The organism is Virgifigura deserti (assembly GCA_003576685.1).
Taxonomy (GTDB): domain Bacteria; phylum Pseudomonadota; class Alphaproteobacteria; order Dongiales; family Dongiaceae; genus Virgifigura; species Virgifigura deserti.
On record QOZR01000008.1, the window covers coordinates 221,988 to 244,721 of the forward strand.

Annotated in this window: 23 protein-coding genes; 10 read left to right on the forward strand and 13 right to left on the reverse strand. The window is 65.9% G+C overall.

The window, feature by feature from the left end; translation table 11 throughout:
• Nucleotides 1–2: 2 nt before the first annotated feature.
• From DT069_RS15535 to DT069_RS15555, 5 genes are all read right to left on the reverse strand, one after another.
• Nucleotides 3–572 carry a hypothetical protein gene (locus tag DT069_RS15535; protein ID WP_119461216.1) on the reverse strand — a complete coding sequence of 190 codons (570 nt, stop codon included), beginning with the start codon at nt 570–572 and terminating at the stop codon, nt 3–5.
• Entirely contained in the window at nt 566–1,768 is a 1,203-nt protein-coding gene (gene dapE / locus DT069_RS15540; RefSeq protein ID WP_119461217.1) for a succinyl-diaminopimelate desuccinylase, read from the reverse strand. The genes DT069_RS15535 and dapE overlap by 7 nt, the downstream gene beginning before the upstream one ends.
• A gap of 21 nt (nt 1,769–1,789) precedes the next feature.
• Nucleotides 1,790–2,680, reverse strand: coding sequence for a 2,3,4,5-tetrahydropyridine-2,6-dicarboxylate N-succinyltransferase (locus tag DT069_RS15545; protein ID WP_119461218.1), 891 nt, complete (start codon nt 2,678–2,680; stop codon nt 1,790–1,792).
• A gap of 165 nt (nt 2,681–2,845) precedes the next feature.
• Nucleotides 2,846–3,577, reverse strand: a complete 732-nt coding sequence (locus DT069_RS15550; protein ID WP_119461281.1) for a pyrimidine 5'-nucleotidase — start codon at nt 3,575–3,577, stop codon at nt 2,846–2,848.
• An 80-nt stretch (nt 3,578–3,657) separates the two neighbouring features.
• On the reverse strand, nt 3,658–4,761 hold the full coding sequence (locus tag DT069_RS15555) for a DmpA family aminopeptidase (RefSeq protein ID WP_119461219.1): 1,104 nt from the start codon (nt 4,759–4,761) through the stop codon (nt 3,658–3,660).
• A 191-nt stretch (nt 4,762–4,952) separates the two neighbouring features.
• On the opposite strand from DT069_RS15555, the gene DT069_RS15560 reads away from it, so the two are divergent.
• From DT069_RS15560 to DT069_RS15585, 6 genes are all read left to right on the forward strand, one after another.
• Nucleotides 4,953–6,467 carry an ABC transporter substrate-binding protein gene (locus DT069_RS15560; RefSeq protein WP_162913227.1) on the forward strand — a complete coding sequence of 505 codons (1,515 nt, stop codon included), beginning with the start codon at nt 4,953–4,955 and terminating at the stop codon, nt 6,465–6,467.
• Nucleotides 6,468–6,560: 93 nt separating this feature from the next.
• Entirely contained in the window at nt 6,561–7,499 is a 939-nt protein-coding gene (locus DT069_RS15565; RefSeq protein ID WP_119461221.1) for an ABC transporter permease, read from the forward strand.
• Nucleotides 7,500–7,525: 26 nt separating this feature from the next.
• The gene (locus tag DT069_RS15570) at nt 7,526–8,335 is read left to right on the forward strand and encodes an ABC transporter permease (protein ID WP_119461282.1); all 810 of its coding nucleotides are present in this window, start codon (nt 7,526–7,528) and stop codon (nt 8,333–8,335) included.
• Between the two features lie 8 nt (nt 8,336–8,343).
• Complete coding sequence (locus DT069_RS15575; RefSeq protein WP_425450277.1) at nt 8,344–10,062, forward strand: dipeptide ABC transporter ATP-binding protein; 1,719 nt, start codon at nt 8,344–8,346, stop codon at nt 10,060–10,062.
• Entirely contained in the window at nt 10,055–11,032 is a 978-nt protein-coding gene (locus DT069_RS15580) for a MurR/RpiR family transcriptional regulator (protein WP_162913228.1), read from the forward strand. Before DT069_RS15575 ends, DT069_RS15580 begins: the two co-directional genes overlap by 8 nt.
• A gap of 128 nt (nt 11,033–11,160) precedes the next feature.
• Nucleotides 11,161–12,159, forward strand: coding sequence for an LLM class flavin-dependent oxidoreductase (locus DT069_RS15585; RefSeq protein ID WP_119461224.1), 999 nt, complete (start codon nt 11,161–11,163; stop codon nt 12,157–12,159).
• Nucleotides 12,160–12,200: 41 nt separating this feature from the next.
• On the opposite strand, the gene DT069_RS15590 is transcribed toward DT069_RS15585, so the two are convergent.
• The 7 genes from DT069_RS15590 to rpmH form a co-directional block, all read right to left on the reverse strand.
• Entirely contained in the window at nt 12,201–12,797 is a 597-nt protein-coding gene (locus DT069_RS15590) for an MlaC/ttg2D family ABC transporter substrate-binding protein (protein ID WP_119461225.1), read from the reverse strand.
• Nucleotides 12,798–12,941: 144 nt separating this feature from the next.
• Complete coding sequence (gene argB, locus DT069_RS15595; protein ID WP_119461226.1) at nt 12,942–13,832, reverse strand: acetylglutamate kinase; 891 nt, start codon at nt 13,830–13,832, stop codon at nt 12,942–12,944.
• A 20-nt stretch (nt 13,833–13,852) separates the two neighbouring features.
• A complete protein-coding gene (gene yihA, locus DT069_RS15600; RefSeq protein ID WP_119461227.1) occupies nt 13,853–14,548 on the reverse strand; it encodes a ribosome biogenesis GTP-binding protein YihA/YsxC in 696 nt (231 codons plus the stop codon).
• Nucleotides 14,512–16,260: a membrane protein insertase YidC gene (yidC, locus tag DT069_RS15605; RefSeq protein ID WP_119461228.1), complete on the reverse strand. Its 1,749-nt coding sequence runs from the start codon at nt 16,258–16,260 to the stop codon at nt 14,512–14,514. The genes yihA and yidC overlap by 37 nt, the downstream gene beginning before the upstream one ends.
• Nucleotides 16,261–16,317: 57 nt before the next feature.
• Nucleotides 16,318–16,593: a membrane protein insertion efficiency factor YidD gene (yidD, locus tag DT069_RS15610; protein ID WP_119461229.1), complete on the reverse strand. Its 276-nt coding sequence runs from the start codon at nt 16,591–16,593 to the stop codon at nt 16,318–16,320.
• The gene (rnpA, locus tag DT069_RS15615; protein ID WP_119461230.1) at nt 16,590–17,036 is read right to left on the reverse strand and encodes a ribonuclease P protein component; all 447 of its coding nucleotides are present in this window, start codon (nt 17,034–17,036) and stop codon (nt 16,590–16,592) included. Before rnpA ends, yidD begins: the two co-directional genes overlap by 4 nt.
• A 7-nt stretch (nt 17,037–17,043) precedes the next feature.
• Nucleotides 17,044–17,178 carry a 50S ribosomal protein L34 gene (gene rpmH / locus DT069_RS15620; protein WP_119461231.1) on the reverse strand — a complete coding sequence of 45 codons (135 nt, stop codon included), beginning with the start codon at nt 17,176–17,178 and terminating at the stop codon, nt 17,044–17,046.
• 299 nt (nt 17,179–17,477) lie between these two features.
• On the opposite strand from rpmH, the gene DT069_RS15625 reads away from it, so the two are divergent.
• From DT069_RS15625 to DT069_RS15640, 4 genes are all read left to right on the forward strand, one after another.
• On the forward strand, nt 17,478–18,239 hold the full coding sequence (locus DT069_RS15625) for a TVP38/TMEM64 family protein (protein WP_119461283.1): 762 nt from the start codon (nt 17,478–17,480) through the stop codon (nt 18,237–18,239).
• Complete coding sequence (locus tag DT069_RS15630) at nt 18,236–19,660, forward strand: dihydrolipoyl dehydrogenase family protein (RefSeq protein ID WP_119461232.1); 1,425 nt, start codon at nt 18,236–18,238, stop codon at nt 19,658–19,660. Before DT069_RS15625 ends, DT069_RS15630 begins: the two co-directional genes overlap by 4 nt.
• 37 nt (nt 19,661–19,697) lie before the next feature.
• Nucleotides 19,698–21,134 carry a sensor histidine kinase gene (locus DT069_RS15635; protein WP_162913229.1) on the forward strand — a complete coding sequence of 479 codons (1,437 nt, stop codon included), beginning with the start codon at nt 19,698–19,700 and terminating at the stop codon, nt 21,132–21,134.
• Nucleotides 21,135–21,271: 137 nt separating this feature from the next.
• Complete coding sequence (locus DT069_RS15640) at nt 21,272–21,475, forward strand: hypothetical protein (RefSeq protein WP_119461234.1); 204 nt, start codon at nt 21,272–21,274, stop codon at nt 21,473–21,475.
• A gap of 15 nt (nt 21,476–21,490) precedes the next feature.
• On the opposite strand, the gene DT069_RS15645 is transcribed toward DT069_RS15640, so the two are convergent.
• On the reverse strand, nt 21,491–22,708 hold the full coding sequence (locus DT069_RS15645; RefSeq protein ID WP_119461284.1) for a class I SAM-dependent rRNA methyltransferase: 1,218 nt from the start codon (nt 22,706–22,708) through the stop codon (nt 21,491–21,493).
• Between the last annotated feature and the right edge of the window lie 26 nt (nt 22,709–22,734).

Consider the following 22,734-nt stretch of genomic DNA (forward strand, 5'->3'; position numbering starts at 1 on the left):
TATTACGTCAGCATTCCGTCCGTCGTGCTCGTGATGAGCAGACTAATAGCGATATCGAGCGCGACGATGCCGATGGCCGCTAGGCCGTTTATCCGCAGAGCCGTCTTGACGATGAACCAGGCGATCGCCAGGAGCAAAAGGGAGGCGAAGATCCCGACAAGGCGATCGAGACCGGTCGGCAGCACGCCATCGGATGTCAGCAGCGTCACCGGCAGATAGACGGCGATTTGCAGCACGGCCGACCAGTTGTAGGCGATGATGAAGCCGAGATACTCCGTCTCTCGGTCGAGGCTGCGGCTGACATAGACCATGGCCAGCGGAAACGCCGTCCAGCTGATGACATAGGCGATCCCCTCGACGAGGAACAGCCGCGGCCAGCCGGCCTGGACCGGCATGTCCATGAAATGGAGCGCGAGCAGCAGCGCGTAGAACGGCGCGATGAACACCGCGACGCGGAACGACCGCCAGAATCCCTCCAGCGACCGATCGAAATAGGCCATGCCCTGCGGATCGAAATGCGCCAGGCGCCAAATGCCGGTCAGTGCGACCGCGGTCTCGCCGGCTGTCAGCATCTATCTGTCGCAGCCCCAGAGTCACCCATCGGGAAATAGCTGTCCAGAACGGCGGCATAGATCTCGGTCAGGGCAACAAGATCGGCGACCGGAACGCGCTCATCGATCTTGTGCATGGTCTGCCCGGCCAGTCCGAACTCGGCGACCGGGCAGAAATCCTTGATGAACCGCGCGTCCGAGGTGCCGCCGGTCGTGCTGAACTCCGGCCGGCGGCCCAGCACCTTCTCCACCGCATCGCCGACCAAATCCGAGAGAGTCCCCGGCGGCGTCAGAAAGGCCTCGCCGCTGATCGAAAGATCGAGGTCGTACCGCCCGCCCGCCGCATCCAACCGGGCGCGCAGCCACCGTTCGACGTCCGCGCCGCTGTGCCGGTCGTTGAAGCGGACGTTGAAGACCGCGCGCGCCTCGGCTGGAATCACGTTGGTGGCCGGGTTGCCGACGTCGACGGTCGAGATCTGCAGGGTGGAGGGTTGAAAATGCGCCGAGCCCTCGTCCAGCGGCTCGGAGGTGATGGCGTGCAGCATGCGCACCAGATGATGGATCGGGTTGTCGGCGAGATGCGGATAGGCCGTGTGCCCCTGAATGCCCTGCACCGTCAGCCGCGCGGTCAGGCTTCCCCGCCGCCCGATCTTCACCATCTCGCCAAGACGCGTCGGGTTCGTCGGCTCGCCGACCAGACAGGCGTCGAGCCGTTCGCCGCGCTCCCGCAGCCACTCCAGGACGCGGCGGGTGCCGTTGACTGCGGGGCCTTCCTCGTCGCCGGTGATCAGCAGGCTGATGCGCCCGCCGAAGCCCGGCCCCCGTTCTTTCAGAAACCGACCGGCAGCGGCCGCGAAGCAGGCGACGGCGCCCTTCATGTCCGCCGCGCCGCGACCGCACAGCATGCCGTCGACGAGCTCGGCCCCGAACGGATCGGTCGTCCAATGTGCCGGATCACCCGTCGGCACCACGTCGGTATGGCCGGCGAAGCAGAAGTTCGGGCCGTCGCCGCCGGTGACTGCATAGAGATTGTCGACCGAGGGGCTGTCGCCACCCTCGAAGCGCAGGCGGTGGCAAGTGAACCCCAGCGGCTCGAGCGTCCGCTGCAGCACCTCCAGGGCGCCGGCGTTTTCCGGAGTCACGCTCGGGCAGCGGATCAGCGCGCGGGCCAACTCGATCGGATCGATGTCGGCAGCCGCCGTGTCCCCGGAGGTCATGAGGCGGAAGTCATGGCGGGATCAGTCCCGCAGCAGCTCGTTGATCGAGGTCTTGGCGCGCGTCTTCTCGTCCACCCGCTTGACGATCACCGCGCAATAGAGGCCGGGGCCGGGCTCGCCATTGGGCAGCGGCTTGCCCGGCACTGTGCCGGAGACCACGACGGAATAGGCCGGAACGCGCCCGTAATGGATTTCCCCCGTCGTACGGTCGACGATCTTCGTCGAGGCGCCGAGATAGACGCCCATCGACAGCACCGAACCCTCCTCGACGACGACGCCCTCGGCGACCTCCGCCCGGGCGCCGATGAAGCAGTTGTCCTCGATGATTACCGGTCCGGCCTGGATCGGCTCGAGCACGCCGCCGATGCCGGCACCGCCGGAGATGTGGCAGTTCCGGCCGATCTGAGCGCAGGAGCCCACGGTGGCCCAGGTGTCGATCATGGTGCCCTGATCGACATAGGCGCCGACATTGACGAAGCTCGGCATCAGCACGACGCCGGGCGCGACATAGGCTGAACGGCGAACGACGCAGTTCGGCACCGCGCGGAATCCGGCCGCGCGGAACTCTCCGTCGCCCCAGCCGGCGAACTTCGACGGCACCTTGTCGAACCAGGCGGCCTCGGCCTCGCCATCGGTCGGGGAGGCCCCGGGCGAAACCAGCCCGCCGAAGCGCCCACCGCCCGGGATCGGAGCGGTATCGTAGAGGCGAAACGACAGCAGCACCGCTTTCTTCAGCCATTGATTGGTGGTCCAGGCGCCGTCCCGCTTCTCGGCGACGCGGAGCGTGCCGCGGTCGAGCCCGTCAAGCGCCGCCTCGACGGCGTCGCGGACGGCGCCGCTCGTCGCCGGCGACAGGCCGTCGCGCTGCTCCCAGGCCGAATCGATGGTGGCTTGCAGATCTTCGGTCGTCATGGAATGGATCCCGGAGATAGGTCGGTGACGGCGCCCGAAGATGGTGCAGCGGGCGCGGGCTGTCAACGCTGGCGGAAGGTGCGCCCTCGCCCTTCGACAGGCTCAGGGTGAGGGGTTCAGGATAGCCCCCTCATGCTAAGCCTGTCGAAGCATCAGCGGCGAGGCTCAAGCGCCCCGATTGGCCGCCGCGCGTTCGAGCCAGCCAATGAGGTCGTCGGTGACATAGTCGATATGGGGGCCGTCCCGCCCGTCCTGCGCCCATTCCGAGTCGGTCCGCACCAGAACGGTTGTCATGCCCAGCGCGGCAGCCGGCGCAAGGTTGCGCGGCAGGTCCTCGAACATCGCGGCCGCGCGCGGGTCGATCGCGTGCTCGCGGATCATGCTGGCATAGCAGCCGGGGTCCGGCTTCGGCACATAGTTCGCGGCGATGATGTCGAAGATGCCGTGGAAGTGATGGGCCACCCCCAGCCGGGCCATCACGTTCTCGGCATGCTTGACCGAACCGTTGGTGAAGATGACCTTCCGGCCCGGAAGCCGGCCGAGGACGGCGTCGAGCGCCGGGCTCGGCTGAACCGGCGAGCAGTCGATCGCATGGACATAGTCGAGGAATTCGGTCGGCGTCAGGCCGTGATGCATCATCAGGCCGCGCAGCGTCGTGCCATATTCCCGGAAATACTGCTTCTGAACGCGCTGCGCCTCCGCCGCGTCCACCGAGAGGAAGCGCTGGATGAACTCGCCCATGCGCTGATCGACTTGGGCGAACAGGTTGCAGGAGGCGGGATAGAGCGTGTTGTCGAGGTCGAAGATCCAGGAGTCGACATGATCGAGGGCACCCTTCGGCGGGAGCCCGGTCGCCGCCTCGGCCGGGCGCGATGACGCAGAGCTATTGTCAGGCATGATCAAGATATAAGGGGACGACGGGCGCGGGGCAATCCCTCCTATGGGAGCCCTCCCGTGGGGCAGGGGGCGGGTCGGTGCTATTTGATCCGACCGTGTCGTGACATGATGTCGCGTAGCGCGTCGTGGTCGATCGCCCGACAGACCTTGCCGCGCGGTTTGACGGTCGACATGTCCTCGGCCGCGACCAGCGCGTTGATCACCGCCTCCTCGGTGGCTTCGACCGCCGCGAGATAGATCGGATCGAAGCAATTGTCGGCGACATATTCCAGGGTGCTCCGAGGCGCCGCCATCTGTTGGCGCGACATCGGGTTGGCCACGCTGAAGGCGAGAAAGATATCGCCGGAGCTGTTCCCGCCGGGCGTGCCGTTGCGGCCGATGCCGATCGAGGCGCGCTCGGCCAGCCGGCGCAACTGGTGCGGCAGCATCGGGGCGTCGGTGCCGATCACGACGATGATCGAGCCGCGCTCCGTGTCGAGCAGGCGGTCGTCGCGGAGATAGCGCCCGACCGGCACCCCGAGAATGGTCAGCCAGTCCCGGATGCCGTGGTTCGCCTGCACGAGCGCTCCGACCGTGTAGTCCTCTCCGCCGACGGTGATCCGGCGGGACGCCGTCCCGGTCCCGCCCTTGTACTCGTAGCAGATCATGCCGGTGCCGCCGCCGACATTGCCCTCGGCGATAGCGCCGCCGGCAGCGGCGCCGAGCGCGTCATAGACATGGGCCTCCGTCACATGCTGGCCATTGATGTCGTTCAGCACGCCGTCATAGGTCTCAGCGACCACCGGCAGGGCCCAGAGATGCTCGTCGCGGAACTCCGCCGGATGGCTGTCCATCATCCAGCGCGTCACGGCATGATGGACGATTCCGACGCTGTGAGTATTGGTGATGCAGATCGGGCTGAGGAAGTGGCCCGCATCGCGAATCCAGTGCACGCCGGTCATTTCGCCGTTGCCGTTGAGCGCATGGACGCCGGCCCAGATCGGCATGAGCTCGCGCTGCCGGCCGCGCGGCAGAATGGCGGTCACGCCGGTCCGCACCGGACCCTTGCCGACAACCAGTTCGCCGTCGCCCTCGATCAGCGTGCTGTACCCGACGAGGACGCCAGGAACATCGGTGAGGGCGTTGTGTGGACCGGGCCTGCCGGCAAAGTCCAGACCGAGATCCCGCGCCCTTGTTCTTTGCATCCGCTCCTCACCTCGATTTGCCGGCGACATCCGGCCGGCCTGCCGCCTATCGGTCTAAGCGATCCGTTCGCTCCGCAGGAAATGATATATTCACACCATTAATTGACAACATGTTATTTTTGCAACATAGTGTGAAGACAATCGAACCTGCGAAAACGTGGGACGTCGATGAGGCGATCAGGGAGGAAGAAATGATCTGGCGTAGCATTGGAGCCGCCGCAGCCGTAGCGGCCTGCATTCTTACCGGCGCCGGCAGTGCCGGGAGCGAGGAACTCGTTCGCATCGCCTCGCCCTATAAGACGACGACGCTCGACCCGTCCCGCTCGGCGGCGGCCGGCAATATCGAGACCTTCGGGCAGCTTTACGCGCGCCTGTTGCGACGCGATCAGAACGGCGAACTGGCGCCCGGACTTGCCGAGTCCTGGGAGATTTCCGACGACGGCAAGACGGTCACGCTGACGCTGCGGGACGCGAAGTTCTCCGACGGCAGCCCGATCACGGCAGAGGACGTGGTGTTCAGCCTCCTGAGGGTTCGTGATCACCCCGAGTCGGCCTATCCCGCGCCCCTGCAGCAACTCGCCGAGGCAAAGGCGAAGGACGAGAAGACGGTCGTCCTGACGCTCGAGCATCCCTTCGCGCCGTTCCTCGGCAACCTCGAGGTCTTCAACGCGGGCATCGTGTCGAAGACGGATGTGGAGGCGCGCGGTGAGGAGGAGGCCTTCGCGTCGGATCCAGTCACCTCGGGACCCTACCAGGTGCGGGAGTGGCGCCCAAACGACCGCCTCGTTCTGGAGGCCAGCCCGAACTATTGGCGCGAGGGGTATCCGAAGAATGACGGAGCGGAACTGATCGAAGTCGGCTCCGAGAACACGCGGGTCGCCATGATGCTCTCCGGCGAGGTCGATGCCGCGCGCGAGATCCCCTGGTCGCAGGTATCCGACCTGCAGACGCGCGAAGGCTTAGAAATGCCTCTCGAGCCGTCGACGGTCATTTACATGACCCTGCTGAACGAGGGACGTGCGCCGTTCGACGATGTCCGCGTCCGTCAGGCGGCCGCGCATGCGATCGACGTGAAGGCGGTCGCCAAGGCGATGACCTTCGGCCATGCCGAGCCGGCCAATACGACCCTGCCCGGCGCACTCGACTTCCATCATTCGGAGTACCCGGGCATCGCCTATGATCCGGCGAAGGCCAAGGCGCTTCTGGAGGAGTCGGACTATGACGGCGAGGATATCGTGATCCTCATCAGCGACATCGCCGACATCGACAAACTGGCCGTCCTTTTGCAGGCGCAGTGGGCGGCCGTGGGGCTGAAGGCGAAGATCGAGAAGGTCGACCGCGGCGTCTGGTGGGAGCGGATTCCGAACGGCGACTACGATGCCGCGCCGAGTTGGTGGTACAACGAAACGATGGACCCGGATCTCGCCGCGCGGTGGGCGCTCTGCGGAACCTGCGGCAACCGCTCGTTCTACACGAACTACGACGATCCCAAGGTCAATGAGCTGATCGAGGCCGCCGCCGCCGAGTTCGATCCGGAGAAGCGGACGGCGCTCTATCACGAGATCCAGGAGATCACGACGACGGAAGTCTCCCAGATCCCGCTCTACTACCCGCCATTCACCAACGCCTATAGCGCGCGGGTCGAGGGCCTTCAGATGACGCCCGCCCTGCAGTGGACGCTGGAGGAAACGGAAGTCGTCGAATAGCGCAAGGCACGGGCCGGGGCGATTGCTGCATCGTCCCGGCTATCTCTGCTCGGCCGGTCCCGGCGCCGGACGGCGCGCCACTTCGGAGTCCCGATGTCCCGCCTCTCCGTTATCGGACAGAGACTGCTCCATCTGATTCCCGTCCTGATCGGAATCAGCGTGATCAGCTTTCTGCTCGTCAAGCTCTCGCCGGGCGACCCGATCCGGATGCTGCTGGGCGACCGCGCGACGGAGGAGGCGGTTTCCATGGTGCGCGAGCGCTACGGCCTCGACCGGCCGCTCCTCGAGCAATATCTCGTCTATATCGGTAATCTGCTGCAAGGCGATCTCGGCCGTTCCATCCGATATCGGCTGCCGGTTGGAGAGCTGATCCTCGATTTCCTGCCGCGGACCCTGTTTCTCGTCCTCTATGTGATGTGCCTCAGCGTTCCGGCGACCGTGCTGCTCGCGATCGCGGCGGCACGCAACCAGGGCGGGTGGATCGACCAATCGATCCGGGTGCTGTCGGTCTGCGGCATGACCATTCCGGTCTTCTGGCTGGCCGTGATGCTGTCGCGTTTCTTCGGCGTCGAGCTCGGCTGGTTTCCGGTGAGCGGCTATGGCGAGACCTTCATCGAGCATCTCCATCATCTCTTCCTGCCGGCGGTCAGCACAGCCGTCTGGCTCGTACCGCTTCTGGTCCGCAATCTCCGCGCCGCGATTCTCGAACAGATGGAGGCGGACTACGTGACGGCCAGCCGCTCCAAGGGGCTGCCGGAAGGTTACATCTTTCGGCGCCATATCTTCCTGAACTCCGTTCTGCCGACGCTGCACCTCCTTGGTGTCATGGTCGCCTTCCTGATCGGCAGCTCGGTCGTGGTCGAAATCGTCTATGCGGTCCCCGGGCTCGGCGCGCTGATGATCAGCTCCGTCATCGGCCGCGACTATTACGTCGTGCAGGGCCTGACCCTCGTCTACGCGCTCGGCACCGTTCTCGTCACGCTCACGGTCGACGTGATCTCGACCCTCGTCGATCCACGGGTGAAGCTATGAGCGACGAGCCGGCAGCATTCGCGTCAATGTCCCGCAAGGTACCGTTCGAGATTGCGCTAGGGGCCGCTATCCTGGCCGCCTGGGTCATTCTGGCGATCGGCGCCCCGGTCTTCGCCGGCGCCGATCCGAATGCGATCGACCTCCTGGCCATTCTGCAGCCGCCGAGCCTCAACCATCCCTTCGGCACCGACCATCTCGGCCGGGACGTGTTCGCGCGCGTCGTCTTCGGCGCCCGCATCGATGTCTGGATGGGGGTTGCGGGCGTCCTGCCGCCGCTTGTGATCGGCGTGACGGTCGGGCTGTTCTCCGGCTATTTCGGGGGGCTGCTCGACACGGTGATGATGCGTCTTGTCGACATCACGGTTGCCTTCCCCTTCTTCATCCTCGTGATCGCGATCGTGGGCATGCTGGGGCCGGGGCTCGGCAATTACTTCATCGCGCTCGCCCTCGTGGCCTGGGTCTCCTATGCGCGCCTCATCCGGGCGGAAGTCGTCGTGCTCAAGAACGCCGAATATATCCAAGCGGCCCGGGCACTCGGCTATCACCCGCTCTATATCGTCCTGCGTCACGTTCTGCCGAACGCGATCTCGCCGATTGTGGTCTACGCCATGAGCGACGCAGTGCTGGTCATCCTGGCCGGCGCGAGCCTCGGTTTCCTCGGGCTCGGCGCGCAGCCGCCGACGGCCGAATGGGGCGTGATGATCGCCGACGGCCAGCCCTACGTCATCGACGCCTGGTGGATCTGCTTCTTCCCGGGGCTTGCGGCCGTTACCCTTGGGCTCGGCTTCCTGCTGGTCAGCGATGGGCTCGCTCATGCGCTGAAGGTCACGTCTTGACCAGCGGCATGACGGAGCAACCTCCTCCCGCGCCGCTGCTGTCGGTCGAGGACCTTACGGTCGACTTCGGCGCGCCCCATGTCGCGGTGAAGGCGGTGCGCGGCGTCTCATTCGCGGTCAATGTCGGCGAGATCGTCGGGATCGTCGGCGAAAGCGGATCCGGGAAATCGGTGACCTGCCGGGCCGTCCTCGGGTTGCTGCCGTGGATGGCGAGAGTCGGCGGTCGCGTCTCCTTCGACGGTCGCGATCTGCTGCAGCTTTCCGAGGCCGAGATGCGACGCGTGCGCGGCCGGCACATCTCCATGATCTTTCAAAATCCCTCGTCGCATCTCGACCCGCTGATGACGATCGGGCGCCATGTGGCGGAGCCCTTGCGCATGCATTTCGGGTATGGCGCGGCGCGGGCGCGCGACGCGGCCATCCAGATGCTGCGCGACGTGCGGATCAGGGATCCGGAGCTGCGCGTCGACTCCCATCCGCACGAACTCTCTGGCGGCATGAAGCAGCGCGCCATGATCGCTTCCGCAATCGCCTGCGAGCCGCGGCTTCTACTCGCCGACGAACCGACTACGGCGCTCGATGTCACGGTTCAGGCCCGCATTCTCGAACTTCTGAAGGATCTCAATCGGCAGCGCGGCCTCTCGATCGTTCTGATCTCGCACGATCTTGGCGTCATCGCCGAGATCTGCGATCGCGTCGTGGTCATGCGCAACGGCGTCGTGGTCGAGCAGGGGCCGACGCGCGAGATCATCAATGTGCCGAGCCACGCCTATACGCGCCTTCTCATCGACTCGCAGCCCAGCCGGCTGTCGCAACAGCATGGGAAGACGGCGCGCCCGGCAGCCGTGGCGACGACCTCGGAGCCTCTGTTGGCGGTCGACGATCTTTCCGTCGAGTTCGCATCCGCGCGCGGCCTTCTCGGCCTGCTGCGCGGCAGCGAGAAAGCGAGCGTGAAGGCCGTCGATGCGGTGAGCTTCGACGTGCGGCGAGGCGAAAGCTTCGGGATCGTCGGCGAGAGCGGCTCGGGCAAGAGCACGATCGCCCGCGCGATCACGCGCCTGATCGATCCGAGTGGCGGGCGGATCACCTTTCGCGGCGCGTCCGTACATGATCTCAAGGGCGAAACGCTCAGCGCCTATCGCCGCGCCGTGCAGATGGTGTTTCAGAGTCCTTACGACGCGCTCAATCCCCGCATGACGGTCGAGGAGACCATCGCCGAGCCGATGATCCGCCATCGCTTGGCGGACCGAAGCGGCGCCCGCAAGCGCACGGCCGCGCTGATGGCGATGGTCGAACTGCCGGCTGAGCTCGCCGGTCGTCGGCCGCGCCAGCTGTCGGGCGGCCAATGCCAGCGGGTCAGCATCGCCCGGGCGCTCGCGCTGTCCCCCGAAGTTCTGATCGCCGACGAGATCACCTCCGCCCTCGACGTCACCATCCAGGCGCAGATCCTGTCCTTGCTTCGCCGATTGCGCGAGACACAGGGTCTTACAACCCTCTATATCTCTCACGACCTCGCGGTGGTGCGTATGTTCTGCGATCGCGTGGCCGTGTTCCGCTCCGGGCAACTCGTCGAGATCGGCGCCGTCGAAGAGGTCTTGGCCCGTCCCCGCCATGACTACACGCGAAGGCTCATCGCGTCGGCGCCGCGGCTGGAGGCGGCGACCGCATCGGAGGAGGGGGCGCGCGACATGGACACAGGCTCCGCATGGAAGGGCAGCCATGGCTGATGCCGGAAAGCCGATGCCGGAAAAGGCGCCAAGGAGCCACGGGAGGGCACGCGGGCGAAGGACCGGCCTGAAGACGCTCGAAGAGACGTTAAGGAAACGGTCCCATGAATTTACGCCGGCCGAACGGGCGATCGCCGCGTATCTCCGCGAAAATTTCTCCTCGATTCCGTTCGAAACCGGCGCCTCGATCGCGACCAGCGCCGGGGTCAGCGAGATGTCGGTCATCCGCTTCATTCGCTCGCTCGGCTTTGCCAACCTCAGGGAGCTGAAGGATCGTCTGCGCGCAAGCTATCCGGAGGAGGAGCAGATCGTCGACGACGTTCTGGACCGCTTCCAGGTCCGTCATGACGACGTCGATCATCTGCGGACGAGCTTGGAGCTCGAGCTGTGTGCCGTGCTCAAGGCCTATGAGCTCGTCGCCACCGATCGCTGGCAGAAGATCGTCGATCTTCTGACCAGGCGACGCTTCATTCATGTGGCGGGTTTCCAGGCGACGAAGGGAACCGCGCTCGACTTTGCCAACCGCCTGAAATATGCCCGCAGCGGCGTACGCTTTGCCGAAGGTTCGGCCGGCACCTATTCGGAGGTCCTCGAGTCCGATCCGAAGGAAAGCTGCCTGGTTCTGGTCGATACCGTCGCCTATGCCCGCCGTGCGCCCTTGCTGGCGAGAAAGGCGAAGGAGATGGGACTTCCGGTGGTGATCGTTACCGACAGATTCAGCCACTGGGCCTACGAGTTCACCGATCTGGTCCTCGAAGGCTACACCCACGTCAAGACGTTCTGGGACTCGACCGCCAGTCTGAACGTCATTCTGAACCTGCTCATCAACTCGGTCGCCGCGCGCCTGGGTGCGAAGGCGGAAGACAGATTCCGGCTGCTGGGCGAGTTCGGCGATTATTTTCAGGAGTTCGAGCGCGTGCGCCGGCCCAACGGTAACGGAAGAAACCGACCGCATCGACAGCAGCGGTAAGGTCGCCCCGCACCGGATGCTCGTCGGCGCCGGCACCGAATGCGGGCGATCCCGGTATTGTCAGGGCCGCCCCGGCCTCCTATATCGTTCGATATTCATCGAATATAGAAGGGCGCGAAGCGATCCGCATGATTCCATTCTCCGTTCTTGATCTCGCCCCGATTCCCCGGGGCAGCGACGCGGCGCAGGCTTTCCGCAACACGCTCGACCTCGCGCAGCATGCCGAGCAATGGGGCTATCAGCGGTACTGGCTCGCCGAACATCACAACATGACCGGAATCGCAAGCGCGGCGACCGCGGTCGTGATCGGCCATGTTGCCGGCGGAACCAAGACGATGCGGGTCGGCGCCGGCGGCGTGATGCTGCCGAACCACGCGCCGCTCGTCATTGCCGAGCAATTCGGCACGTTGGCGTCTCTTTATCCGGGGCGGATCGATCTGGGTCTCGGCCGCGCGCCCGGCACCGACATGATGACAGCCCGTGCGCTGCGCCGTGACCTGGCGACCAACGCCGACATGTTCCCGCAGGACGTCGTTGAGCTTCAGATGTATTTCCAACCGGCCGAACCCGGTCAGAAGATCCGCGCAGTGCCCGGCGCCGGTCTTGATGTGCCGATCTGGCTGCTGGGCTCCAGCCTGTTCAGCGCACAGCTCGCGGCCGCGCTCGGCCTGCCCTTCGCCTTTGCCTCTCATTTCGCGCCCGAGCAGATGAGCGCGGCCCTAGAGCTCTACCGCAGCCAGTTCAAGCCCTCCGAGCAGCTCGATCGGCCCTACGCCATGGTCGGCGTGAATGTCTTTGCGGCCGAAACCGATGCCGAGGCGCAGCGCCTGTTCACGTCGGCGCAGCAGCAGTTCGTCAATCTCCGGCGGGGCGAGCCGGGACCGCTGCCACCGCCGGTGGACACGATGGAGGGGCGCTGGTCAGCGATGGAAAAGGCTGGAGTCGAGCGTGCGCTCGCCTGTTCGATGGTCGGCTCGCCCGCGACCGTGCGCCGCGGTCTCGAAACGTTCCTTGCGGCCACCAAACCCGAAGAAATCATCGTGACCGGGCAGATCTACGATCACGCGGCGCGCCTGCGCTCGTTCGAGATCGCGGCCGACATCCATAAGGAGATCGCGGCCGGATAAACCTAATTATCGGCGCAGGCCTCCGCAGAGGGCGCGGGAAATCAGGACACCTTCGACCGCAAAGATTCGATCAGGCCGTCCATGCCGTCGCGCCGCACCACCGAGGCGAATTCCGAGCGCTGGCTGACCACCATGCTGACGCCCTCGACGACGACATCGATGATCTTCGGATCCTCACCCTTCTGGCGCACCCGCCAGCCGAAGCGGACGGCCTCCGCCGCCGGGCGTTCGATGACGGTCTCGACCATGGTATCCGTGTCGCCCAGCGGCTGCACGTCGGTGATGGCATAGCCGCTGATCTCGTTCTCCGCCAAGCGCCTGGCATAGGTCTGCACGACGAAATCCGCGAACACCTCCTGATACGCCTTCTGCTGCTCGGGCGTGGCTTGATGCCACAGCCGACCGAGCACGAGGCGGCTCACCGTGTCGAAATCGAAGGCGCGATAGAGAAGCTCCTCGAGTTTGGCCCGGCGCTCGGGCGTTGGTTTCGACGCGCTGAGAAGGCCGACCGTCTCATCGCCGAGGCGGCTGATGAAGGTACGAGGGTCGTCCGCGGCGGATGCCGGCGTCGCGGCCCCCGCGAAACCGGCCAGAATCAGGAGGGCCGCTAGGATTGATCGGCGTATCGTTGTCGACATCTCGGTACCTGCGGAGCTATTGCGGGAGCGGCCGAACTGGGGCCGAAGGAGGTGAGAAATCGTTCGGGCAACGCGCGACCGCGCGGATGGGTTCGCCGGTGGGCTCGGCGGAGGGTTCAACGGGCTCGACGGATATCTGGGCCATCACGGTCCGCGGATGATCGTGCCGACGCCGTGCGCCGTGAAGGTTTCGAGCAGGAGTGCATGCGGCACGCGCCCGTCCAGAATCACTGCAGCCTCGACGCCGTTCTCGACGGCATCGAGGCAGGTTTCCAGCTTCGGAATCATGCCGCCATAAATCGTGCCGTCCGCCATGAACGCCCGGACCTGATCGATCGACAGCGTCTCCAGCAGGGTGCCGGACTTGTCGAGCACCCCCGCCACATCGGTCAGCATCAGCAGCCGTGTCGCCTTGACGGCGGCGGCGACCGCCCCGGCGGCAGTGTCGGCGTTGACGTTGTAGGTCTCGCCCGCGTCGCCGACCCCGATCGGCGCGATTACCGGGATCATTCCCGCCATCTCCAGCGCCTTGAGCGCCTCGGCATTGATCTGCTGCGGCGCGCCGACAAAGCCGAGATCGATTGCCTGACCGCTCTTGCTGGTCTGCAGCCGGCTTGCCCGGATCAGGTTGGCATCCTTGCCGGACAGGCCGACCGCGCTGCCGCCGGCGGCGTTGATTGCGGACACGATCTGCTTGTTGATCGTCCCTGCCAGCACCATCTCGACCACCTCCACGGTCGCGGCATCCGTCACCCGCAGGCCATCGATGAACGCGCTCTTGATTTGCAGCCGTTCGAGCATCTGCCCGATCTGCGGGCCGCCGCCATGCACGACGATCGGATTGATGCCGACCTGCTTCAGCAGGACGATATCGCGCGCGAACACGTCCGCGAGCTCGGCATCGACCATCGCGTGGCCGCCATATTTAATGACGAACGTCTTGCCGGCGTGACGCCGCATATAGGGCAGCGCCTCGGTCAGCGTTCGCGCCGTCCGCAGCCAGTGTTTGGTTTCGCCGAAATTCGTCTGCGCCATGGCGCGGGACTGTAACCGAATCAGTCCGGGATCGCCAGCGCGGCGAGGGCGGCCCGCAGATCCGCCACGCCGACGCCCGAACGGGCGCTGGTGGCGATGATCTGCGGGTGTGCGGCGGGGTGACGGGCGAGCTCTGCGGCGATCGCGGTGCAGTGCTCGGCTAGCGGACCGGGCTTCACCTCATCTACCTTGGTTAGGACGAGTTGATAGGATTGCGCCGTGGAATCCAGCATCGCCATGACATCGCGATCGCTGGCCTTCAGCCCATGCCGCGAATCGACCAGCAGGCAGAGCCGGCGCAGCGTCGGCCGTCCCTTCAGATAGCTTTCCGTCACGCCGGTCCATTCCTTGATGCGACTCTTCGCCGCGCGGGCGAAGCCATAGCCGGGCAGGTCGACCAGCATCAGCCGGCCGCCGAGATCGAAGAAGTTCAGCTGCTGCGTGCGCCCCGGCGTGTGCGATACCCGCGCCAGCGTCTTGCGGCCGGTCAGGGCATTGATCAGGCTCGACTTGCCGACGTTCGAGCGGCCCGCGAATGCGACTTCGGGCAGGCCGATCGGCGGCAGCGCATCGCGCGCCGCGGCGCCGGCAACGAACTGGCAGTCCTGAGCGAAGAGCCGACGCCCCGCTTCCAGGGCGGCCTCTTCGGCCGGGGCCGCCTCGTCCTCGTCCGGCGCGGTCAGGCGCTGACCCCCATGCGTCGCATGATCACCCATTGCTGGGCGATCGACAGGAGATTGTTCCAAGCCCAATAGATCACCAGACCGGCCGGGAACTGCCCCAGCATAAAGGTGAAGACGATAGGCAGCATCATGAAGACCCGCGCCTGCACCGGATCCGGCGGCGCCGGATTCAACTTCTGCTGCAGGTACATGGTAATTCCCATGATGATGGGCCAGACGCCGATGCTGAGGATCGCGAGGAAGCCGAGCTCCGGCACGCCCCACGGCAGCAGGCCGAACAGGTTCAGGATCGAGGTGGGATCGGGCGCCGAAAGGTCCTGAATCCAGCCGAAGAACGGCGCGTGACGCATTTCGATCGTCACGAACAGGACCTTGTAGAGGGCGAAGAACACCGGAATCTGAATCAGGATCGGCAGGCAGCCGGCCGCTGGATTGACCTTCTCGCGCTTGTAGAGCGCCATCATCTCCTGATTCAGCTTCATCTTGTCGTCTTTGTACCGGTCGCGGAGCTTCGTCATCTCCGGCGTCAGCTTCTTCATCTTGCTCATCGCCCGGTACGACTTGTTCGCCAGGGGGAAGAACACCAGCTTGACGCCGACGGTGAGCAGCAGGATCGCGACGCCGAAGTTCCCGACCAGGCGATAGAGGTAGTCGAGCGCGTAGAAGATCGGCTTCGTCAAGAAGTAGAACCAGCCGAAATCCACGGCCCGGTCGAACAGCGGAATGCCGAACTCTTCGCCGTAGGCGTCAAGCAGTCGCACCTCCTTGGCACCCGCGAACAGCCGGCTTTCGCTCTCCACCTGCTGCCCCGGCGCGACCGTGAGGCCGCCGGCCCGGTAATCGGTCTGATAGACGTTCTTCTCATTGCGCAGCGTGTGGGCGAAGCGCGCCTCGATCTGCGCCTGCTGATCGGGCATCAAGGCCACCAGCCAGTACTTGTCGGTGATGCCGAGCCAGCCGCCTTCGCTATCGTAACGGATGATATCCTGATCCTGGACTTCGTCGTAATCGACCTCGACGAGCGCGTCGTCGAGAGCCCCGATCAGACCCTCATGCAGAATAAAGAAGCCCGAAACCGGCGGCGTTCCCGTCCGCGAGACAAGGCCATAGGGGAATACCGTCACTGGAGCGTCGCCGGTGTTCTCGACCGCCTGCGTCACGGTGAAGACGAAGTTGCGGTCGACGTGGATGGTCGCGCTGAAACGCAGGCCCTCGCCATTGTCCCAACTCAGCGTTACCGGATTGTCGGGCGTCAGCACCTCGCCGTCCGCCTGCCAGAGCGTCGCCGGGCCTGGAAGCGCGACACCGGGCTCTGCGGAGACCCAGCCGAAATCGGCGTAATAGGCGTTCGGACCGCCCAACGGCGACAGCAGGACGATGTTCTCGCTGCCCGGTTCGACGCCGACACGGTAGTTCTTCAGCACCAGATCGTCGATTCGCCCGCCGATAAGCGAGATCGAGCCGCTGAGGCTTGGCGTGTCGATCCGAACGCGCGGTGTCTCGGCGAGCGCCCCTTCGCGGCTCTTCGGGGCTGCCGCAGGAGCTGTCCCAGCCTCGGTGCCCGGTACAGTTCCCGGTGCCGTCGGTGCGAGGGTATCGGCCGGCGGCTGCGCCTCGCTCCGTTCCTGCTGGACGGCCTGCTCGGCCTGTTGCTGCTGCTGTCGCGGGACCTCGTAGAAATATTGGAAGCCCAGGAGAATCACCATGGAGGCGAGCACCGCGAGAAGAAGGTTACGCTGGTCCATGGTCGGTCTCGTTCGCCTCAATAAGTCTCAGACAGGGTGAATTCGGTGAAGTCGGCGTCAGCGCGCGCGATCGGCGCAGCCGCAGCCTGGGTGATCCGGGACCGAATGGTTCGGTTGCGGCACGGGATCGAAGCCGGAGCCGCCCCAGGGATGGCACCGGAGAATGCGACGCGTCGCGAGCCAGAGGCCCGTCATGACGCCATGCAGGGCAATCGCCTCGCCGGCATAGGCCGAGCAACTCGGCGCGAACCGGCAGGTCGGCGGCAGCACTGGCGAAATCAGAATTTGGTAGGCGCGAATGCAGCCGATGCAAGCGGCGCGCGCAAGTCTCATCTCTCTACCAATCTCTCCGTCGCGTGCTCGGGGCTGGTCCCGAGAGCTTCCGCGGCGCGGTACACGCCAAGACGCCGCAGGCCGGTCGTCAGGTCGGCGACGAGGTCATCGAACGATCGGGTCAAGGTGCCGGCCCGGGCGATGACCACGTAATCATGTCCACGCTTGGCATAGCGGGGCAGGATTTCTGCGACGGCGGCCCGCAGCCGACGTCGTGCCCGGTTGCGAGCGACCGCGTTTCCGACCTTGCGGCTGGCGGTGAACCCGACCCGGAGGTCGCCGTCACCGCCATTTTCGACCCGCTCGCCCGCAGGACGCTGAGGGCTCCCCTGTCCGGCTTGCCGGGTGGTCTGAAGAATCAGACCGGGAGCCACCCATTTACGCCGCGCATCGGCGACCCGGAGAAATTCCGGGCGACGCTTGAGCCGTCCGATCGCGGCCATAAACCGCTTAGACGCAGAGGCGCTTGCGGCCCTTGGCGCGGCGCTGGGCCAAGATTCTTCTGCCACCGACCGTGGCCATGCGCGACCGAAAGCCATGACGGCGCTTGCGGACGAGCACGCTGGGCTGGAACGTGCGCTTCACAATAGGACTCCGTTGAATCGATCCGTACGAATTGCGGGAGGTGTATAAGGTCTGGATCGGGCGGAGTCAACGCATGATAGCCGTGTGGCGCTGCAAACTCGTGGCCAAGCCTTTGGTTCCTAAACGCTTTCGTCGGGACGCATTGGCCGGGGTGGAACTTCGGCTCAAATCTCCCTCACCGGATGGTGAATGGCGTGGGGCGGTGGGGGATGTTAAATGGGGATATGGTGGTGCGGGCGAGCCTACGGACGCACCGACGACCGGTCGGTCATGATCTTCCCACGATCCGGGACCTGAGGATGAAGCGGAACGACGCCAGACCGTCGGATAAGGTCTTTTCGGCCAAGCGTCTGATCCCGGCCGCCATTCTGGTCGGGGCGCTGGTCCTGGTCGTCCTGTTCGGCATCGATGACTATATTTCCCTGGACGCCCTGCGCGACAATCGGGAATGGCTGCTGGCCCAGGTCGCCGACCACCAGCTCCTTTCCGTGCTAATCTTCATGGTCGCCTATGCGGCCGCGGTCGCGCTGTCGGTGCCGGGGGCCACGGTGCTGACCATCGCAGGCGGCTTCCTCTTCGGCCAGATTCCCGCCACCTGTTATGCTGTCATGGCCGCGACGGTCGGTGCCACGATCGTGTTCGTTGTCGCCAAAGGCGCCCTCCATGACCTGTTGCGGGCCAAGGCCGGCCCGTGGCTTAAACGGATGGAGGCAGGATTCGCGGAAAACGGCCTCAGCTACATGCTGGTCCTGCGATTGGTTCCCATCTTTCCGTTCTTCGTCGTCAATCTGGTGCCGGCTTTTCTGGGCGTGCCGTTGGGCACCTATGTCGTCGGCACCTTCTTCGGGATCATTCCGGGTACATTCGTCTATGCGTCGGTCGGTGCCGGGCTCGGCAGCATCTTCGAGGCGGGGGGCGACATCTCGCCGGCCGGCGTGCTGACGCCCGAGATCATCACGGCTCTCGTCGGGCTGGCGCTGCTCGCTTTACTGCCGATCGTCTATAAAAAGCTGGCTGGTAAGAATCTCATGGGCGGCAAGAACGGGCCGCGCAGGCAATGACGGACTTGGTGAAGGCGGACATCTGCGTCGTCGGTGCCGGATCGGCGGGGCTGACCGTCGCCGCCGGCGCCAGCCAGTTCGGCGCCGCGACGGTTCTGATCGAAGGGCGCAGGATGGGCGGCGACTGCCTGAACTATGGCTGCGTGCCGTCGAAGGCGTTGCTTGCCGCCGGCCATGCCGCGCGCGCGGCGGGCGGGGGCGCCCCTTTCGGAATCGCGGATGGTGCAGCCGAGGTCGATTTCCGTCGCGTGCATGATCACGTTCATGCCGTCATCGACGCGATCGCGCCGCAGGACTCGGTCGAGCGGTTCGAGGGGCTGGGGGTGCGGGTGATCCAGGCGGAGGCGCGGTTCATCGGACCGCGCGAGCTGATCGCCGGCGACGGCCGCGTTCGCGCCCGCCGTTTCGTCGTCGCGACCGGCTCGGCCCCGGCGGTCCCGCCGATCCCCGGCCTCGATCGCATGCCCTATTACACCAACGAGACGATCTTCGACCTGACCGAACGTCCGGATCACCTGGTGGTGATCGGCGGCGGCCCGATCGGCTGCGAGCTAGCGCAGGCGCACCGGCGGCTCGGCGCTCGCGTCTCGATCCTGGAGGCCGACCGCATCCTGCCCAAGGACGATCCGGAACTGGTCGAGCTGCTGCGCCAGCGCCTGCGGGCGGACGGGATCGCGCTTTACGAACAGACGAAGGTGGTGGGGGTCGAGGGCAGTGCGGGCGCCATCACGGCGCGGATCGAGCGCAACGGCACCACCGAAACCGTTCAGGGAACGGTGCTGCTGGTCGCCACCGGGCGCAAGCCGACCGTCAAGGGCCTGGATCTGGAGGCGGCCGGCGTCGCCTACACCGACCGCGGCATCGCCGTCGACCGCCGGCTGCGGACCAGCAATCGACGGATCTTCGCGATCGGCGACGTGACCGGGGGCTTTCAGTTCACGCATATGGCGGGCTATGACGCCGGCATCGTCATTCGCAACGCGCTGTTCCGCCTGCCGGCCAAGGTCGATCACCGGGCCGTGCCCTGGGTCACCTACACGGACCCCGAGCTGGCGCATGTCGGCATGACCGAGCGGCAGGCGCGCGAGGCAGGGCGAGAAATCCGTATTCTGCGCTGGCCCTTTGCCGAGAACGACCGCGCCCAAGCCGAGCGGACGACCGACGGGCTGATCAAGGTGGTGACGACGCCGCGCGGCCGGATCCTCGGCGCCTCGATCCTCGGGGCGCATGCCGGCGAGCTGATCCATGTCTGGGTGCTGGCGATCGGCCAGAATCTGAAGATCGGCGCGATCGCGAACATGATCGCGCCCTATCCGACCCTGGGGGAGGTGAGCAAGCGCGCCGCCGGCAGCTTCTACACGCCGACCCTCTTCAGCGAGCGGACACGCCGGCTGGTTCGATTCCTGCGCCTGTTCGGCTGACGTTTCTGCTTTCGAACTTATGCTAGAATCATCCGGCATGGTAAATTACCGGCCGCACCTTCCGCCGTTGGCGCAGAGCCTGTCGGCGAAGCTTCTCGTGCTGACGATCTTCTTCGTCATGCTCAGCGAGGTGCTGATCTATGCGCCGTCCGCCGGCCGCTTCCGTCTGACCTATCTGCAGGAACGGCTTGCCGCCGGGCATCTGGCGCTGCTCGCCCTCGAGGCGACGCCGGATTACATGGTCAGCGAGGATCTGGAGCGCGAGCTGCTCCGCCACGCCAGCTCCTATCTCATCGGCCTGACGCGGACCGACGGCGTGAGGCTGATGCTGGCGGCGAAGCCTGTCCCGCCCGTCGACATAACCTTCGACCTGCGTCGGGCGCGCTTCTTTCCGCTGATCGGCGAGGCATTCGTGACGCTAGCGCAGCAGGAGAACCGGCGGCTCCGGATCGTCGGGCCGTCGCCCAAGGATCCCGAGGCGATCATCGAGGTGGTGATCGACGAGGGACCGATGCGGGCGGCGCTGATCGACTATTCCTACCGTATCATGGCGCTGTCGATCATGATCTCGCTGATCACCGCGGCGCTCGTCTATCTCAGCCTGCAATGGCTGATGGTGCGGCCGATGCGCAGGCTGACCGAGAGCATGATGGCGTTCCGCGACGATCCGGAGGATGCATCGCGAATGCCGCCGCCCAGCCGCCGGAGCGACGAGATCGGCGTCGCCCAGCGCGAGCTGGCGGAGATGCAGAAAGCCCTACGTGCCGCCTTGCGGCAGAAGACGCGGCTGGCGGCGCTGGGCGTGGCGGTGACCAAGATCAGCCACGATCTGCGCAACATCCTGGCCACGGCGCGGCTGGTTTCGGATCGGCTCGTCGACAGCGAGGACCCTGAGGTCCGGCGCATGACGCCGACCCTGATCGCGGCGATCGATCGCGCCGTCGATCTCTGTTCTAAGACCCTCGGTTTCACCCGCGACGGGCCGCCCACCCTGGATCGCACCCGGTTCAGGCTCGGCCCGCTGCTGGACGAGGCCGGCGCCGTCGTCGCGGCGGTCCCGCTTCCTGGGCAATCCCCTGGGCAACCTAGCGGACAAGCGGCTTGGCAGCATGCCCTTGCCGACGAGATCATGGTCGAAGCCGACCGCGACCAGCTCTTCCGGGTCCTGGTCAATCTGGGGCAGAACGCCGTCCAGGCGGGCGCCACCTGCGTCGACGTCGCGGCCCGGCTCGCCGGCGACCACGTCGAGATCGAGGTTGCGGATAACGGGCCCGGCCTGCCGCCCCGCGCCCGCGAGCGGCTGTTCGAGCCCTTCGCCGGCTCGGCCCGGCCCGGCGGCACGGGCCTGGGGCTCGCCATCGCCCGCGAGCTGATGCGCGCCCATGGCGGCGATATCCGGCTAGTCGACAGCACTGCCGCCGGTACCCGGTTCCGGCTGTATCTACCGGCCCGGACAGCCGCGCGGCCGGTTTAAGGCTTTACAGAGCGGTTCCTCCCGACCTATCTGAAGGCACAAATATTTACCTTTGGCTTTGAAGATCATGCCCTTCGTCATGCCGGGGCATGAACCAAGGCTGTTCTAGGAGTGTTGTGGGGGCGAGAATGGATGGAGTGAGCAAGTGGATCTTGAACGGCCTGGTCGGGCTGTTGGGCTTGATCGGGCTGTTCGTGGCCTCCGGTTCCGAGGGAGCCGTTGCCTATTATGGCGGGCTGGGCTTCTTCGGGTTCAGCGTGCTGTTCATCATGCTGCAGATCAAGCGAGCCTATCCGCATGGCGGCAACTTGGCCGACCTCGAGGAAGGCCACCGGCACTGATCCCGGCATCGATCGTCAGTCCACCTGCAGGAGCTGCGCCTTGAGATAGGCGCTCTCCGGCAGGGCCGGATGCACCGGATGGTCTGCGTCGGCGCCGGTGCTGAACAGGATGCGCCCGCCCCGTCCGGCATCGACCAGCCCGCGCCGCGCCTGCTCCGCGAACAGCGCCGGCTCCATATTGTGCGAGCAGGAGGCGATGAACAGGAAGCCGCCGCGGCGCACCAGTCCGGCCGCGAGGCGCGCCAGCTTGCGATAGGCGCGGGCGCCCTGATTCAGGTCCTTGCGCGATTTGACGAAGGCCGGCGGGTCCGCGACCACGATGTCGAACCGCTCGCCCGCTGCGGCGAGGCGTTGCAATTCCTCGAAGGCGTCTCCGCGCCGGAACCGGCAGCGCTCGGCGACACTGTTGAGCGCCGCCGCTTGGGCCGCGAGGTCGAGCGCGCCTTGCGAGCGGTCGATCGCCAGAACCTCCGTCGCGCCGGCACTGGCTGCCTGAAGGGCGAAGCCGCCGGTGTAGCTGTAGACGTCCAGAACTCGCACGTCCTTCGCCAGCCGCGCGACGAAGGCGCGATTGGCGCGCTGATCGAAGAACCACCCGGTCTTCTGTCCTTCGCGCGGGTCGGCGAGGAACCGCACGCCGTTCTCGATCAACTCGATCGGACCCTCCAGCGTGCCCTTGGCGAGCCGGCAGTAGGAGTCGATTCCCTCCAGCGTCCGCGCCGCGCTGTCGTTGCGCAGCAGGACAACCTCCGGCGCCAGAACCTCGTCCAGGGCCGCCAGAAGCTCGGGCAGCAGTCGCTCCATGCCGGCCGTGTTGACCTGCATGACGATAACGGCGCCGAAGCGGTCGAGAATGGTGCCGGGCAGGCCGTCCGCCTCGGCATGGACGAGCCGGTAGAACGGCGCATCGAACAGGCGCTCGCGCAGGGCGAGCGCCTGGTTCAGCCTTGCCGCGAAGAACCGGCGGTCGATCACGGCATTCGCATCCCGCGACAGCATGCGGGCACTGATCAGCGGCTGCGGATTGAATATCGCGGTGCCCAGCGGCCGGCGCTCATGGCTGACGATCCGAACGAGGCTGCCGGGGGCGAGCGCCTTCACCGCCGGCTCCATCGCCACCTCGTTCGAGTAGATCCAGGGATGGCCGGCGAGCACGCGCTTGTGGCCGTTGGGCTTCAGCACGACCGTCGGGCGGTCGGTTTGCGGTGAGAGCTGGGGCAGGCTGCTTTGCATGGCCGGGACCATGCAGGGCCGGCCGT

Coding starts and splice junctions, on each gene's coding strand:
- DT069_RS15535 (WP_119461216.1), bottom strand. CDS start 572: ATGCTGACAGCCGGCGAGACCGCGGTCGCACTGACCGGCATTTGGCGC.
- dapE (WP_119461217.1), bottom strand. CDS start 1,768: ATGACCTCCGGGGACACGGCGGCTGCCGACATCGATCCGATCGAGTTG.
- DT069_RS15545 (WP_119461218.1), bottom strand. CDS start 2,680: ATGACGACCGAAGATCTGCAAGCCACCATCGATTCGGCCTGGGAGCAG.
- DT069_RS15550 (WP_119461281.1), bottom strand. CDS start 3,577: ATGCCTGACAATAGCTCTGCGTCATCGCGCCCGGCCGAGGCGGCGACC.
- DT069_RS15555 (WP_119461219.1), bottom strand. CDS start 4,761: ATGCAAAGAACAAGGGCGCGGGATCTCGGTCTGGACTTTGCCGGCAGG.
- DT069_RS15560 (WP_162913227.1), top strand. CDS start 4,953: ATGATCTGGCGTAGCATTGGAGCCGCCGCAGCCGTAGCGGCCTGCATT.
- DT069_RS15565 (WP_119461221.1), top strand. CDS start 6,561: ATGTCCCGCCTCTCCGTTATCGGACAGAGACTGCTCCATCTGATTCCC.
- DT069_RS15570 (WP_119461282.1), top strand. CDS start 7,526: ATGTCCCGCAAGGTACCGTTCGAGATTGCGCTAGGGGCCGCTATCCTG.
- DT069_RS15575 (WP_425450277.1), top strand. CDS start 8,344: ATGACGGAGCAACCTCCTCCCGCGCCGCTGCTGTCGGTCGAGGACCTT.
- DT069_RS15580 (WP_162913228.1), top strand. CDS start 10,055: ATGGCTGATGCCGGAAAGCCGATGCCGGAAAAGGCGCCAAGGAGCCAC.
- DT069_RS15585 (WP_119461224.1), top strand. CDS start 11,161: ATGATTCCATTCTCCGTTCTTGATCTCGCCCCGATTCCCCGGGGCAGC.
- DT069_RS15590 (WP_119461225.1), bottom strand. CDS start 12,797: ATGTCGACAACGATACGCCGATCAATCCTAGCGGCCCTCCTGATTCTG.
- argB (WP_119461226.1), bottom strand. CDS start 13,832: ATGGCGCAGACGAATTTCGGCGAAACCAAACACTGGCTGCGGACGGCG.
- yihA (WP_119461227.1), bottom strand. CDS start 14,548: ATGGGTGATCATGCGACGCATGGGGGTCAGCGCCTGACCGCGCCGGAC.
- yidC (WP_119461228.1), bottom strand. CDS start 16,260: ATGGACCAGCGTAACCTTCTTCTCGCGGTGCTCGCCTCCATGGTGATT.
- yidD (WP_119461229.1), bottom strand. CDS start 16,593: ATGAGACTTGCGCGCGCCGCTTGCATCGGCTGCATTCGCGCCTACCAA.
- rnpA (WP_119461230.1), bottom strand. CDS start 17,036: ATGGCCGCGATCGGACGGCTCAAGCGTCGCCCGGAATTTCTCCGGGTC.
- DT069_RS15625 (WP_119461283.1), top strand. CDS start 17,478: ATGAAGCGGAACGACGCCAGACCGTCGGATAAGGTCTTTTCGGCCAAG.
- DT069_RS15630 (WP_119461232.1), top strand. CDS start 18,236: ATGACGGACTTGGTGAAGGCGGACATCTGCGTCGTCGGTGCCGGATCG.
- DT069_RS15635 (WP_162913229.1), top strand. CDS start 19,698: ATGGTAAATTACCGGCCGCACCTTCCGCCGTTGGCGCAGAGCCTGTCG.
- DT069_RS15645 (WP_119461284.1), bottom strand. CDS start 22,708: ATGCAAAGCAGCCTGCCCCAGCTCTCACCGCAAACCGACCGCCCGACG.